Source organism: Vibrio sp. SCSIO 43132, from assembly GCF_019904195.1.
GTDB classification, from domain to species: domain Bacteria; phylum Pseudomonadota; class Gammaproteobacteria; order Enterobacterales; family Vibrionaceae; genus Vibrio; species Vibrio nigripulchritudo.
This window is the reverse complement of the sequence record NZ_CP063199.1, coordinates 1,288,488-1,302,463: the sequence shown is the minus strand read 5'-3', so window position 1 is coordinate 1,302,463 and position 13,976 is coordinate 1,288,488. Positions and strand designations below refer to the sequence as shown.

Sequence of the window (13,976 nt, the reverse complement as noted above, 5' to 3'; positions counted from 1 at the left end):
TCGTTACCCTCCGGTGACTGGTGGGAAAAATGCGACTTCATCGCCGGACTGTATAGGAGAGTCCAGAGGGGAAAGCGTTTGATTAATTGCCACCAGCAATTTCCCAGCTTCCAGCGCTAACGCCCATTTGTCGCCTTTTTCAACTAAATGAAGGCGAAGCTGCTCTGCCGTTTCATAACTGCTATCGACTTCGATTTGATCGACACCAACCAACTCTCTGGTTTGCGCAAAAAACAATACTTTGATCATCATTCCGCCTTAAAGTGACCGGATTTGCCACCAGTTTTCTCAAGCAAACGCACTTGCTCGATAACCATGTCTTTTTGAACCGCTTTACACATATCGTAGATGGTCAACGCCGCCACAGACGCTGCTGTCAGTGCCTCCATTTCGACACCTGTTTTACCAGCCAGCTTGCACACTGATTCGATTCGGACCTTGTTCTCTGACTCAATGGCTTCTAGCTGAACTTCTACTTTAGACAGCAGCAAGGGGTGGCAAAGTGGAATCAAATCCCAAGTTTTTTTCGCTGCCTGAATCCCGGCAATTCTTGCTGTCGCAAAAACATCGCCTTTGTGATGGGAACCTGAGACGATCAGCTCCAAAGTTTCTGGTGCCATGTGAACAAAAGCTTCTGCCCTTGCCTCGCGTACCGTGTCTGCCTTAGCAGACACATCCACCATGTTAGCTTCGCCCGACGCATTGATGTGGGTAAACTGAGTCATTCAATTCCCCTACTTGCTCAGGTGAGGCATAAAGTTACAAGGACGATGGCTGGCATCCATCTGTTGTTTTATGATCTTAGTCCAGGCAGTGCGACACGCACCAGTTGACCCTGGCATAGCGAAAATTACTGTATGGTTGGCAAATCCTGCAATCGCACGAGACTGAATAGTGGATGTCCCGATTTCCTCGTAGGAAACCGCTCGGAACAGTTCACCAAACCCTTCAACCTGCTTATCGAAAAGTGGAACAAGGGCTTCAGGAGTACTGTCACGAGAAGTAAAGCCAGTGCCGCCTGTAATCATAATTGCCTGAATCGAATCATCGGCAATCCACTGAGATACGACCGCACGAATTTGGTACATATCATCAATCACGATTTTCTTATCAGCCAGATTGTGACCAGCTTCCTGAAGATGTTCAGCAAGGTAACCACCTGAAGTATCGTTTTCTTCTGTACGCGTATCAGAGACGGTTAACACTGCAATGTTAGCTGGTTGAAATTTGCTTTCAGCGTGACCCATTTAGCTCACCTTTTGTATTTATTAAATTGAAATTGAATGGCTGGTCGCTTTGCCACCAGCACAAATATTTAACTGACTATCCGCCGATCGACGCCAGGTGCGGTGTGATGCCTGAGTTTCCATCATGGAGGAAATGGCTGACCGACTTATTCTGAAGCTGCTGAGAAATTCTCTGAATCAACTCAGATTCCTGATCATCTCGCTGCAAAAGATCGCGCAGCTCCACCCCTTCCTCACCAAACAAACAGAGGTGAAGCTTGCCTTTGGCGGAAATACGTAGGCGGTTACAGCTTTCGCAGAAATCCTTTTCATAAGGCATGATCAGACCAATCTCGCCCTGATAATCCGGATGTATAAAGACCTGAGCAGGTCCGTCGTTTAATGCCTTAGGTTTCAACAGCCAGCCATTGGCAATCAGGTGATTGCGGATACTCACACCGGACTTGTGATGATTCTTAAAGAGATCATCCATTTCACCCGTTTGCATCAACTCAATAAATCGGAGTTGAATCGGGCGATGCTTGATCCAGTGAAGAAAGGCTGGCAACTCCAGATGATTCAGATTCTTCAGGAGAACAGCGTTTACTTTGACCTGCTTAAAGCCCACTTCAAACGCCTTATCAATCCCAGCCATCACCTGCTCAAATTTATTCTCACCCGTTATCTGATGGAACATTCGGGCATCCAGGCTATCGACACTCACGTTGATATTGGTGAGACCAGCATCTTTCCAGGAAGCGACTTGCTTTTCCATGCGGTAGCCATTGGTGGTCGTCGCCACTTTGCGAATACCCGTAGTCGTCGCTACCTCATGAATGATCTCAGTGAAATCTTTACGCAGGCTAGGCTCACCACCGGTTATACGAACTTTGTCGGTACCACAATCGGCAAACGCGCGAACCACGCGACGGATTTCAGGGAGGGTTAAAAAAGACGAGTTTCGTTGACCCGAGGGGTGTCGATACCCATCAGGCAAACAATATGTGCATTTAAAGTTACATACGTCGGTAACTGATAAGCGCAAGTAATAGAACTTGCGATTGAAATTATCTTCGAATTGTTGCGCCACGGAACACCTTTCCAAACACGGGAGGCTTGCTCATTTCCAAACAAACCCTTGTGACAAAACGTCACTGGCTGACACTTCATATCCGCATGTTGCGAACTTAGCAGTGAAAGCTCGGAGCTATGGCAGCCACGCACTATGCGTGGCAGCTTCTAATAAAATACTTAATATTATTGTGGGATACCAGCTTAACTTTGCAAAAATTCGAATTTGTGCAGTTCAATCGCTAGAATTTTAGTAAATCAGCAGGCAAAGTATCGGCATCTACTCTGTTCAGCTTTGCTCAATGACAACGCTGGCCGGGAATAACAAAAAACGTGAACATGTATGACTCTATATAAAAACAAGAAAGTGGTCGCCATTGGTGGCGGTCACGGGCTAGGAAGAATGTTGGCTGCACTTAAAGATTTCGGCAGCAACGCGACTGGAATCGTTACTACTACTGACAACGGCGGCTCTACAGGTCGAATCCGAGACTGTCAGGGTGGCATTGCCTGGGGCGATACGCGTAATTGCATTAACCAGCTGATTACCGAACCCTCTATCGGCTCTATGATGTTCGAATACCGTTTCAAGGGTGTTGGCGAGCTCAACGATCACAACCTGGGTAATCTGATGCTCACGGCGCTGGATAACCTTTCTGTTCGCCCTTTAGAAGCCATCAACCTTATCCGGGATATGCTCAACGTGGATGTGAATATCGTCCCTATGTCTGAACACCCTTCAGACCTGACTGCCCTTTCTACCTCTGGCGAAAGAGTTCGGGGCGAAACCAGTGTTGATGAAATGGAGCAGGATCTTCAGCGGCTGTATCTTGAACCTCAGGTTCCTGCAACCAAAGAAGGATTACGAGCAATAGAAGAAGCCGACTGCATTATTTTAGGTCCGGGCAGCTTTTTAACCAGTATCATGCCGCCGCTGCTGATTCCGGAGCTGGGTAAATCCATCGCCAGAAATGAACAAGCCAGACTGGTGTTTATTGAAAACCTTTCACCTGAATATGGACCTGCAGGTCGAATGTCTCTACAGGAGAAACTTAACTGGTGTCAGCGCGCGTGTGATGGAAGGAAAATAGATCTGTTATTAAGCAGCGAGCAGCCGCAGGATTTGGATGGTGTGGGTGAGATTGTCACCATTGACCTTGCTTCAGCAAACCATCAATGGCGACACGATCGCACCAAACTACAAAAGGCGATAGAAAACTTACTCGGTTAACTTGATAAACTCGTCTTTCGTAATGTGAAGACAGGTGATCATGGTTTCTCGGTTTTCATCCGTGTTAATAGGTTCACCTGTTTTGTATCTGGCATCTAGTCTTGTGGCAAACTCACATAGTCTTTCTGCTCCAAAACTGGCGGCACTACTTTTTAAAGAGTGGCTGATGGCTTTCAACTGCTCTTCAGCTTCACTTTGTTCAGTTGGTCCATTGGCTAACGCCTCGGCATAGTCCACCAGCTCCCCAATAAAAATAGAAAAAAGCATAGGGAGATTTTCTTCCCCAATATCCCTACTCAATTCGTCTATTTTGTCTGTATTGACAACCGCTTTCATCCTACCCTCTTAATCTTCTTAGTTTTGCTCTTATTGTTCTTTCCAAGCTTGTAGCTTGCGATACAAGGTAGATGGGCTGACATCCAAATAACCCGCAGCCTTTGGAATATTTCCTTCACAGGCCTCTATTGCTTGTTCTATCGCACTTTTTTCGGTAAGCCACAGTGGTCGAATTTCTTCTACTGAGAGTTTAGTTGATTTTGCGTCATATGCATTTACTTGCTTCAAATCTGATACGGAAGGCAAATTTAATGGCGGTGGCAACATGTTTAATGTGATCTCGCTACCATGATTGAGTACTACGGCATTACGAAGCACATTCTGAAGCTGACGAACATTACCCGGCCATTCGTATTCAATAAATTTATCAACGACTTGCTGCGAGAATCGAACAAACCCTTTACCCTCTTCATGAGACATGTAACCGAGTAACGAATAAGCAATCTCAACCACATCTTCTCCTCTGTCTCGCAAAGGAGGAAGGTGCAGTGGAATGACATACAAACGGTAATACAAATCTTCTCGGAAGCGCCCTTCCTGAACTTCTTTCCAGGGGTCACGGTTAGTCGCACACACAAAGCGTACGTCTACACTCTTCATTTTAGAAGAACCAACCTTTTGGAAGGTACCCGTTTGAATAAATCTAAGCAGCTTGGTTTGCAGATCCAGATCCATTTCACACAGTTCATCCAAAAACAGCGTACCGCCGTCTGCAAGCTCTGCGGCACCCTGCCTGTCGGTTGATGCCCCGGTAAACGCCCCTTTCACGTGACCAAACAGTTCACTTTCAATCAGGTCTTTTGGTATTGCAGCACAGTTGATGGCAATAAACGGGTTTTCACCACGTTTACTGGCGGCATGAATCGCTTCTGCACACACTTCTTTACCGGTACCACTTTCGCCCGTAATAAATACTGACGCTTTACTGGGAGCCGCGGAGTCGATAGTTCGGTAAACAGCCTGCATGGTCTGGCTACTGCCAATAAAGCCCTGGTAGTTGTTATCGGGTTCGCTGCTTGGAGAACGAAGTTTCCCTGCTTTGCGAATGGCGTTATTGACCGTTACACGCAGGCGGTCTGCCTCACAAGGCTTAATTAAAAAGTCCTGAGCACCCTTACGCATTGCCTCAACGGCGGTATCAATCGAACCGTGTGCGGTCATAAAAATAACAGGAACATCGGGGTAGTTTGATTTCACCGAAGAAAGGACATCCATGCCCGTCATATCAGGAAGGCGTAAGTCGAGAAGAATCAGGTCTGGTGTTCGCTCTTCCAGGCTTTCAACTGCATCTTTACCTGTTCCGACAATAGTAATGTCCAGCCCCAGTGGACTGAGGTAAGATCGATAGAGCGCTGCTACTGAGGCGGTATCCTCCACCATCAATAGGTATTTAGGATTGGGGTTAGAAGTTGTGTCTTGCATATCCTAGCCGTTGCACTTTAGTAATATAGTTGCAATATGAATCGCATTTTGCGAAAAATGATAGCCTAAACTGGGGAAAATGTAAAAGAAAGGGTGAAATAAACATGGCATGCAATGTGCAACTGCATGTATGACCCTAACGGGTCACCTAGCCAACTGACGTTGTTAGTGAACAAAGTATTCACGAAATGAAGCCAATAGATCGATTTCTATTGGCTATTTTTTTATCTTAATCACACTACGTTAGCAAACTAGCTATTCACAATGAACTGTGCTTTCAGTTTTTCGATTTCATCTCGTTTCTCTGCAGCCAGCTCAAATTCCAAGTTTTGGGCATGTTGATACATTTGACCTTCCAACTTAGCAATTTCTTTCTCAAGTTCTTGAGGTGACAACACTTCGTATTTATTCGATGGCTCAGCCACCTTAGAAAGCGGAACTTGTTTGTTGTGACGTTTTCCTTTCGCCTTGGCAATATCACCAAGCTCCATGATGTCTTTAACGTTGGTTTGCAACGCCTGCGGGGTGATACCCTGTTCTTCGTTATAAGCTTGCTGCTTCTCGCGACGACGGTTCGTTTCATCCATGGCTTTTTTCATGGATTTAGTAATCGAGTCTGCGTAAAGAATCGCTTTACCACTCAGGTTACGCGCAGCTCGGCCAATGGTCTGAATCAGAGATCTCTCTGAACGAAGGAAACCTTCCTTATCCGCATCCAGTATCGCCACTAAGCTAACTTCTGGCATGTCCAAACCTTCACGAAGTAAGTTAATACCAACTAACACGTCGAACTCGCCCAAACGAAGATCTCGAATAATCTCTACGCGCTCAACGGTATCGATATCCGAGTGAAGATAGCGAACTCTTACATCGTGCTCGTGCAGGTATTCCGTCAAGTCTTCCGCCATGCGTTTGGTGAGTGTCGTAACCAGAACACGCTCACCCTTCTGACTCCGGATACGAATCTCAGATAACAGGTCATCCACCTGAGTGGCAACAGGTCTCACTTCGAGTTGCGGGTCTAATAACCCAGTCGGTCGAACGACCTGATCAGCGACGTCACCGTCTGATTTTTCTAATTCATAATTACCAGGAGTGGCAGACACGAAGATAGTTTGCGGTGCCAAGGATTCAAATTCCTCGAACTTTAATGGTCGGTTATCCAACGCTGACGGCAACCTGAAACCAAATTCAACCAAGGTTTCTTTACGTGAACGGTCACCTTTGAACATGGCACCGATTTGAGGAACCGTAACGTGGGACTCGTCAATAATGAGCAGACCATCATGAGGAAGGTAATCAAACAAGGTCGGAGGTGGCTCTCCCTCGTTACGTCCACTGAGATAACGTGAATAGTTTTCGATACCAGAACAAAAACCAAGCTCGGTCATCATCTCAATATCAAATTGAGTACGCTGGCTGATTCTCTGTTCTTCCAGAAGTTTGTTGTTTTCAAGCAGGTGCTTTTTCCGCCCTTCTAGCTCAACCTTGATGTTTTCAATCGCTTCTAGAATCCGCTCTCTTGGCGTGACATAGTGGGTTTTAGGATAAATGGTAAATCTTGGCAAATCCCGCTGTTTAACCACACCCGTAAGTGGGTCGAAAACGCTGATGCAATCGACTTCATCATCGAACATTTCGATACGAACCGCATCCTGTTCAGACTCTGCCGGGAAAATGTCAATCACCTCCCCTCTCACCCGAAACTGACCGCGCTCAAACGCCACGTCATTTCTGGAATACTGCAGCTCTGCAAGACGACGAAGGATATCGCGCTGATCGATCATGTCACCACGACGAACGTGAAGCATCATTTTGAGGTAGCTGTCCGGATCGCCCAATCCGTAGATAGCAGAAACAGAAGCAACAATGATGGCATCTTTACGTTCAAGTAGCGCTTTGGTAGCAGACAAACGCATTTGCTCGATGTGAGCGTTCACCGACGCGTCTTTCTCGATAAAAGTATCGGTTGTCGGAACGTAAGCTTCAGGTTGGTAGTAGTCGTAGTAAGAAACAAAATACTCGACGGCATTGTTAGGAAAGAACGCCTTCATCTCTCCATACAGCTGGGCAGCCAGAGTTTTGTTGGGGGCGAGTAAAATTGCTGGTCGTTGTGATTCTGCAATCACGTTGGCAAGGGTAAATGTTTTACCCGAACCTGTTACACCTAATAATGTCTGATGTGCCAGACCAGAATCCAGTCCATCCAGCAACTGCTTAATCGCAGTAGGCTGGTCACCCGCTGGGGTGTATTTGGAGACCAAATCGTACGTCTTACTCATATTTTATCCCTAACCATAATTTGCCCAGTATTGTCTTTGCTAACGTCTCTTAAGGTCAATACGTATAAACATTAAAAGTCAGATCTATGACACATTTACTACTAGAACCTGACAAGTTTATCTGATATCTTTCTTGACCCTGCTCGGAAATCCCCACAAAAAAACACCATTTTCTATCCACTAGTTTTCCCCAAAATTTCGTGCCTTGTTGCTATATGGTCATATATTGCATTTTTATTCACAAAGCATTTCATTGATTCACCTAAACGCATTCTCATTATAAAACATCAAGTTAAACTGCATTCTTTCGACAAAATCACTCTTTCCTAATATTGAAAAAACAGAGCTCTGTATTTTGTCAAAAATCAATTAACACACTTATCCACAATTTTGGTGGATAACTGCGACTAGGTCTTATTCTGCAAGGCTTACATGAATGTAAAGCCGTTTTTATTCATTTTTTTTCGGTTTTCTTTTCATTTGAGTGTTGACAGAAAAATCGGGTATCGCTAAGATTCGCACCACTCAATTGTTCCCCCTTAGTTCAGTTGGTAGAACGGCGGACTGTTAATCCGTATGTCGCAGGTTCGAGTCCCGCAGGGGGAGCCACTATTCCAAAAGCCATGTCGCAAGACGTGGCTTTTCTCGTTTTTAAGCAACTGGCTTTTACTAGATTACATTGTCGCTATCCACACCGAGCTAATCTCTCAATCAAGGTGAGCAAAAAACCAACACCAAACATCATTTTTTGACCGCAACTTTATGTTTTCATTGAGAACCTCAAAGTCCTACTCTTGATGAAGACAAGAGAGACAATTTTCTGAGCCGTAATTGAAGAAACCCCACCTGCAACTCACTGTAAATGATATTAATTCTCAACAACTTGGCTATTTTCCAATTCTTGAATCATAATTCTATAAATAACCGACTAATAATCAGCCAAATACCCAAAAACCTTGCTCTATCTTGGTTGTTAATTCCGTAACAAAGCAGGATAATATTAAGATCTGATTTATTTGTTTAGAGATGCCATGACAGAATATCTGTTGCTGCTTGTTGGCACTGTATTGGTCAACAACTTTGTTCTTGTAAAATTTCTAGGTCTGTGTCCGTTTATGGGAGTTTCAAAAAAACTTGAAACTGCGATCGGCATGGGTCTGGCCACCACATTTGTGCTGACTCTGGCATCGGTTAGCGCGTACCTGGTAGAAACCTACATTCTTACACCGCTTGGTATCCAGTATCTACGCACCATGAGTTTTATTCTGGTGATTGCGGTTGTTGTACAGTTCACAGAAATGGTTGTGCACAAAACCAGCCCGACTCTATACCGCCTATTGGGCATCTTCCTGCCCCTGATCACCACCAACTGTGCGGTATTGGGTGTCGCTCTACTCAACATCAACGAAAACCACAACTTCATCGAGTCCATTGTTTATGGGTTTGGTGCAGCAGCAGGTTTTTCAATTGTTCTTATCCTGTTTGCTTCTATGCGTGAGCGGATTGCAGCCGCTAACGTTCCTACACCGTTTCGGGGAGCCTCAATCGCTATGATTACGGCAGGATTAATGTCTCTTGCATTCATGGGCTTTACTGGGTTGGTGAAACTGTAATGAGCGGAATTTTAATCGCGATCATCGCGTTAGCTGTACTTGCCGCAATTTTTGGTGCCATTCTTGGATTTGCTTCTATCAAATTCAAAGTGGAAGCCGACCCTATCGTCGACCAGATAGACGAAATACTTCCACAGACCCAGTGTGGTCAATGTGGCTATCCGGGCTGCCGCCCCTATGCAGAAGCCATTGCTAACGGCGACTCCATTACCAAATGTCCTCCGGGTGGACAGGCTTGTATTGAAAAGCTTGCAGATTTAATGGGGGTTGAAGCAGGAGAGCCGGAACACGATCCAGAAAAAAGCATCAAAAAAGTCGCTTATATACATGAAGATATGTGTATAGGATGTACTAAATGCATCCAAGCTTGCCCCGTGGATGCAATAGTTGGAGGAACCAAAGCACTGCATACTGTCATTAAGGATGAATGTACAGGATGCGATTTATGTGTAGCGCCTTGTCCGACTGACTGTATTGAAATGATTCCAATTGCTCAAACAACGGATACATGGAAGTGGCAATTAAACGCAATACCGGTGGTGAACGTCACCGACTCTCAACCTCAAGAATTACAATAAGAAGGATTGGGTATGTTGTCACTCGTCGAAAAAATCCGCTCTGGTTACCTCTGGGACTTTCCCGGCGGTATTCATCCACCAGAAAACAAACGTCAGTCCAACCAAGCGGCAATGCAACCACTGCCGTTGCCAACCGAGTTGGTATTGCCTGTAAAGCAACACATTGGTAAGCCTGGCGATCTCGCTATAAATCCGGGTGATCGCGTTCTTAAAGGGCAAGCACTGACCAAGTGTTCTCTCAGCTTTATGCTCCCTGTTCATGCACCAACATCCGGTGTTGTAACTGCTATTGAGCCTAGAACCACGGCGCACCCTTCTGGCTTAGCCGAGCTTGCCATCGTTATTCAGCCTGATGGCAAAGAAGAATGGATTGAAAAACACCCTATCGCGGACTTCAAGCAAGAAACACCGGACGCGCTCATTGAAATTATTCGCAATGCCGGTATTTCCGGAATGGGTGGTGCGGGCTTCCCGACCGCTAAGAAAATTCAGTCTGGTCTGGCAAAAACAAAGATATTCATCGTCAATGCAGCGGAGTGTGAGCCATACATCACAGCCGACGATCGTCTGATGCAGGAACACGCGGAAGAAATTATCAAAGGCATTGAGATTGTCGAACACATTCTCAAACCTGAACTCACCATTATTGGCATCGAAGACAACAAGCCAGAAGCCATCGAAGCGCTGCAACTGGCAGCAACGGCAAAAGATTTGGTGATACGTGTTATTCCGACCAAGTATCCTTCCGGGGGCGAAAAGCAGCTCATTAAGATACTGACTGACAAAGAAGTTCCCGCTAATGGAATTCCTGCAGACATAGGAATTCTTGTACAGAACGTCGGTTCCATGCATGCGGTTAAGAGAGCGGTAATCGATGGCGAACCTTTGATTCAGCGCGTAGTGACGTTAACAGGCAAAACCTTCAAACAGCCTAAGAATGTCTGGGCTTTGCTCGGTACTCCTGTTTCTCATTTGCTAGAGCACAGCAATTATAAAGCAGATAAGAAATCACCAAGGCTCATTATGGGTGGACCGATGATGGGGTTCACCTTGCCGCACGCTAATGTCCCAATCACAAAAACAGCAAACTGCATACTTGCCCCCTCCAGACGCGAACTTCCTACCGAGCGATACGAAATGGAATGTATTCGCTGCGGTGAGTGTGCGGATGTATGTCCGGCATCGTTGCTACCGCAGCAATTGCAGTGGTACGCCAAAGATCAGGATTACGATAAGTGTGAAGAACTTAACCTAAAAGACTGCATTGAGTGCGGTGCCTGTGCATTTGTGTGCCCCAGTGAGATTCCACTTGTTCACTACTATCGTGAAGCAAAAGCGGAAATCCGAACACGCAAAGATGAAGCCATTGCTGCGGAAAGAGCCAAACGTCGCTTTGAAGAAAAAAATGCGCGTATGGAGCGAGACAAACTGGCTCGAGAAAATAAATTTAAAAAAGCAGCCGAATCAAGGCGTAAAGACCTTAAAACTAGCGATGGTGATGATGCAATAGCCGCCGCCATTGCACGTGTTAAAGCGCAAAAAGCGAAAGAGCCAGCCAAAGATGAAGTGAAACCTGCCGTGGCAGCCGCCATTGCTAAAGCAAAAGCCAAACAAGCTGAAGCTATGTCGGCAGGCAAATCAGAGCCAGATAACAGCGAGATGGCTAAGCTTCGCGAAAAGAGAAAACGTCAGGCCAGAGAGCGTAAGGCGCAGAAAGCGGCTGAAGCAGGTAATACAGATAGCGAGACTGGCTCAGACGATAAAAAGGATGCAGTCGCTGCTGCCATCGCAAGAGCTAAGGCGAAAAAAGCAGGCCAAGCTGCATCTGACACGAGCGATAAAAAAGACGCAGTTGCAGCCGCAATTGCGCGGGCTAAAGCTAAAAAGGCGCAGCAAAGTGGTACTGAGGCACCTGAAGATGTTACATCTGAAGGAGACAGTAAAAAGCAGGCGGTTGCTGCTGCGATTGCTCGAGCCAAAGCCAAAAAAGCACAACAAGCTCAGGAACAAGACCAATCTTCTGATACCAATGAAGATGGCGATTCCAAAAAAGCGGCAGTGGCTGCTGCTATCGCCAGAGCGAAAGCGCGTAAAGCTCAAAAAGAACAACAAGCTCAACCTGAATCAGAAAGCGTTGAGTCAACCGTTGAAGAAGATCCAAAGAAAGCTGCCGTCGCTGCTGCTATTGCCAGAGCGAAAGCGCGTAAAGCTGAAAAAGAACAGCAAGCTCAACCTGAGCCAGAAAGCGCAGAGCCAGCCGCTGAAGAAGATCCAAAGAAAGCTGCAGTCGCCGCTGCTATCGCCAGAGCCAAAGCTCGCAAGGCAGCAAAAGAGAAAGAAACCGAATCTGAACCAGAAAGCGCAGAGCCAGCCGCTGGAGAAGATCCAAAGAAAGCTGCCGTCGCTGCTGCTATTGCCAGGGCAAAAGCGCGTAAAGCTGAAAAAGAACAACAAGCTCAACCTGAGCCAGAAAGCGCAGAGCCAGCCGCTGAAGAAGATCCAAAGAAAGCTGCCGTTGCCGCTGCAATAGCCAGAGCAAAGGTTCGCAAAGCCGAAAAAGAACAACAAGCTCAACCTGAGCCAGAAAGCGCAGAGCCAGCAGTTGAAGAAGATCCAAAGAAAGCTGCCGTCGCTGCCGCTATTGCCAGAGCAAAAGCGCGTAAAGCTGAAAAAGAACAGCAAGCTCAATCTGAACCAGAAAACTCAGAGCCAGCCGCTGAAGAAGATCCAAAGAAAGCAGCCGTCGCTGCTGCTATAGCCAGAGCAAAGGCTCGCAAAACTGAAAAAGAACAACAAGCTCAACCTGAGCCAGAAAGCGCTGAGTCAGCCGCTGAAGAAGATCCAAAGAAAGCTGCCGTCGCCGCTGCAATAGCCAGAGCAAAAGCTCGCAAAGCTGCAAAAGAGCAAGAAACCGAATCTGAACCAGCAATTGAAGAAGATCCAAAGAAAGCTGCGGTCGCTGCTGCTATAGCCAGAGCAAAAGCTCGCAAGGCTGCAAAAGAGCAAGAAACCGAATCTGAGCCAGAAAACTCAGAGCCAGCTGCTGAAGAAGATCCGAAGAAAGCAGCCGTCGCCGCTGCAATAGCCAGAGCAAAAGCGCGTAAGGCAGCAAAAGAACAAGAAGCAGCACAACTAATACAAAATCAATCTGAGGAGAATGAGTAGTGGCATTTTTTATTGCAAGCTCTCCGCATGCCCGAAATCGCCGCAGTACACCAGACTTAATGAAATGGGTTGCGATTTGCGCCACTCCGGGTCTGGTCGCTCAAACCTACTTCTTCGGTTGGGGAACGCTAATTCAACTGGTATTTGCTATTGTCGTTGCCTTAGCGCTCGAAGCTCTGGTCATGCTGGCTAGAAAGCGTCACCCCATTTCTGCTTTACGCGATTACAGTGCAGTGGTCACAGCCTGGTTGCTCGCAGTAGCCATCCCTCCCCTATCCCCTTGGTGGATGATGGTGATTGGTCTTATCTTTGCCATTGTCATTGCAAAGCACCTTTATGGTGGGTTGGGGCAAAATATCTTCAATCCTGCCATGGTCGCATACGTGGTGTTGCTGATTTCATTCCCCGTTCAAATGACGAGTTGGCTGTCTCCATCCACAATGAGTCCGTTTCAGGTTGATTTCTCTGATGCGCTGTCACTGATATTCACCGGTTTCAATCATGATGGTTTCTCATTGCAGCAGGTAAGAACCGGGATCGATGGCATCACAATGGCCACGCCTCTGGATACCATGAAGACCTCGCTTCAGGCTGGTATGACAGTAAGTGAAATTACCGCTCAGCCGCAGTTTTCAGGCGTAGCGGGAGCTGGATGGGAATGGGTAAACCTGGCTTATCTGATCGGTGGTTTAGCCATGATAAAGCTGCGAATCATCCAGTGGTATATCTCAGTCGCGTTTCTCGGGGCACTGACCATCATGTCAGTGTTGTTTATGCTGCTTCTGCCCGGTCAGACTGCACCAGTCACCATCCAATTGCTCTCAGGCGCTACCATGCTAGGGGCATTCTTCATCGCAACGGATCCAGTGTCTGCCTCTACCACAGTAAAAGGCAGGATTGTCTTCGGCGCTATCATTGGTGCCTTGGTGTTTATTATAAGAGCCTGGGGCGGCTTTCCAGATGGCGTGGCATTCGCTGTATTGCTGGCGAATATGTGTGTACCATTGATCGATTACTACACAAAACCAAGAACATACGGACACCAAAGGTAA

General features: G+C 46.6%; 12 protein-coding genes, 1 tRNA gene and 1 riboswitch. Of the genes, 6 read left to right on the top strand and 7 right to left on the bottom strand.

Features of this window, described 5'->3' with window-relative positions; translation table 11 throughout:
• Positions 1 to 3 precede the first annotated feature (3 nt).
• The 4 genes from moaD to moaA all read right to left on the bottom strand — a co-directional run bounded on the left by moaD (position 4) and on the right by moaA (position 2,316).
• Positions 4 to 249 carry a molybdopterin synthase sulfur carrier subunit gene (gene moaD, locus INR79_RS05875; RefSeq protein ID WP_004408164.1) on the bottom strand — a complete coding sequence of 82 codons (246 nt, stop codon included), beginning with the start codon at positions 247 to 249 and terminating at the stop codon, positions 4 to 6.
• A complete protein-coding gene (gene moaC / locus INR79_RS05870) occupies positions 249 to 725 on the bottom strand; it encodes a cyclic pyranopterin monophosphate synthase MoaC (RefSeq protein WP_004408166.1) in 477 nt (158 codons plus the stop codon). The genes moaD and moaC overlap by 1 nt, the downstream gene beginning before the upstream one ends.
• 9 nt (positions 726 to 734) lie before the next feature.
• Positions 735 to 1,247, bottom strand: a complete 513-nt coding sequence (gene moaB, locus INR79_RS05865) for a molybdenum cofactor biosynthesis protein B (RefSeq protein ID WP_004408168.1) — start codon at positions 1,245 to 1,247, stop codon at positions 735 to 737.
• A gap of 76 nt (positions 1,248 to 1,323) precedes the next feature.
• Positions 1,324 to 2,316 (bottom strand): GTP 3',8-cyclase MoaA, encoded by a 993-nt coding sequence (gene moaA / locus INR79_RS05860; RefSeq protein WP_022591758.1) that lies wholly within the window; start codon positions 2,314 to 2,316, stop codon positions 1,324 to 1,326.
• Positions 2,304 to 2,445, bottom strand: a riboswitch (molybdenum cofactor riboswitch). It overlaps the preceding gene by 13 nt.
• Before the next feature lie 195 nt (positions 2,446 to 2,640).
• On the opposite strand from moaA, the gene yvcK reads away from it, so the two are divergent.
• On the top strand, positions 2,641 to 3,528 hold the full coding sequence (gene yvcK, locus INR79_RS05855) for a uridine diphosphate-N-acetylglucosamine-binding protein YvcK (RefSeq protein WP_004408174.1): 888 nt from the start codon (positions 2,641 to 2,643) through the stop codon (positions 3,526 to 3,528).
• On the opposite strand, the gene INR79_RS05850 is transcribed toward yvcK, so the two are convergent.
• The 3 genes from INR79_RS05850 to uvrB form a co-directional block, all read right to left on the bottom strand.
• Positions 3,517 to 3,864, bottom strand: a complete 348-nt coding sequence (locus INR79_RS05850; protein ID WP_022550093.1) for an Hpt domain-containing protein — start codon at positions 3,862 to 3,864, stop codon at positions 3,517 to 3,519. The two genes, yvcK and INR79_RS05850, sit on opposite strands and share 12 nt — an antisense overlap.
• A 30-nt stretch (positions 3,865 to 3,894) precedes the next feature.
• On the bottom strand, positions 3,895 to 5,286 hold the full coding sequence (gene luxO / locus INR79_RS05845) for a quorum-sensing sigma-54 dependent transcriptional regulator LuxO (RefSeq protein ID WP_022603175.1): 1,392 nt from the start codon (positions 5,284 to 5,286) through the stop codon (positions 3,895 to 3,897).
• 251 nt (positions 5,287 to 5,537) lie between these two features.
• Positions 5,538 to 7,568: an excinuclease ABC subunit UvrB gene (gene uvrB / locus INR79_RS05840; RefSeq protein ID WP_022599744.1), complete on the bottom strand. Its 2,031-nt coding sequence runs from the start codon at positions 7,566 to 7,568 to the stop codon at positions 5,538 to 5,540.
• A 533-nt stretch (positions 7,569 to 8,101) separates the two neighbouring features.
• On the opposite strand from uvrB, the gene INR79_RS05835 reads away from it, so the two are divergent.
• The 5 genes from INR79_RS05835 (at position 8,102) to rsxD (ending at position 13,976) form a co-directional block, all read left to right on the top strand.
• A tRNA-Asn gene (locus tag INR79_RS05835) sits at positions 8,102 to 8,177 on the top strand.
• A gap of 422 nt (positions 8,178 to 8,599) precedes the next feature.
• Entirely contained in the window at positions 8,600 to 9,181 is a 582-nt protein-coding gene (gene rsxA / locus INR79_RS05830) for an electron transport complex subunit RsxA (RefSeq protein ID WP_022550090.1), read from the top strand.
• Positions 9,181 to 9,759 (top strand): electron transport complex subunit RsxB, encoded by a 579-nt coding sequence (rsxB, locus tag INR79_RS05825; protein WP_004408179.1) that lies wholly within the window; start codon positions 9,181 to 9,183, stop codon positions 9,757 to 9,759. Before rsxA ends, rsxB begins: the two co-directional genes overlap by 1 nt.
• 12 nt (positions 9,760 to 9,771) lie before the next feature.
• Positions 9,772 to 12,924, top strand: coding sequence for an electron transport complex subunit RsxC (gene rsxC, locus INR79_RS05820; RefSeq protein WP_262415386.1), 3,153 nt, complete (start codon positions 9,772 to 9,774; stop codon positions 12,922 to 12,924).
• On the top strand, positions 12,924 to 13,976 hold the full coding sequence (rsxD, locus tag INR79_RS05815) for an electron transport complex subunit RsxD (protein ID WP_223096365.1): 1,053 nt from the start codon (positions 12,924 to 12,926) through the stop codon (positions 13,974 to 13,976). Before rsxC ends, rsxD begins: the two co-directional genes overlap by 1 nt.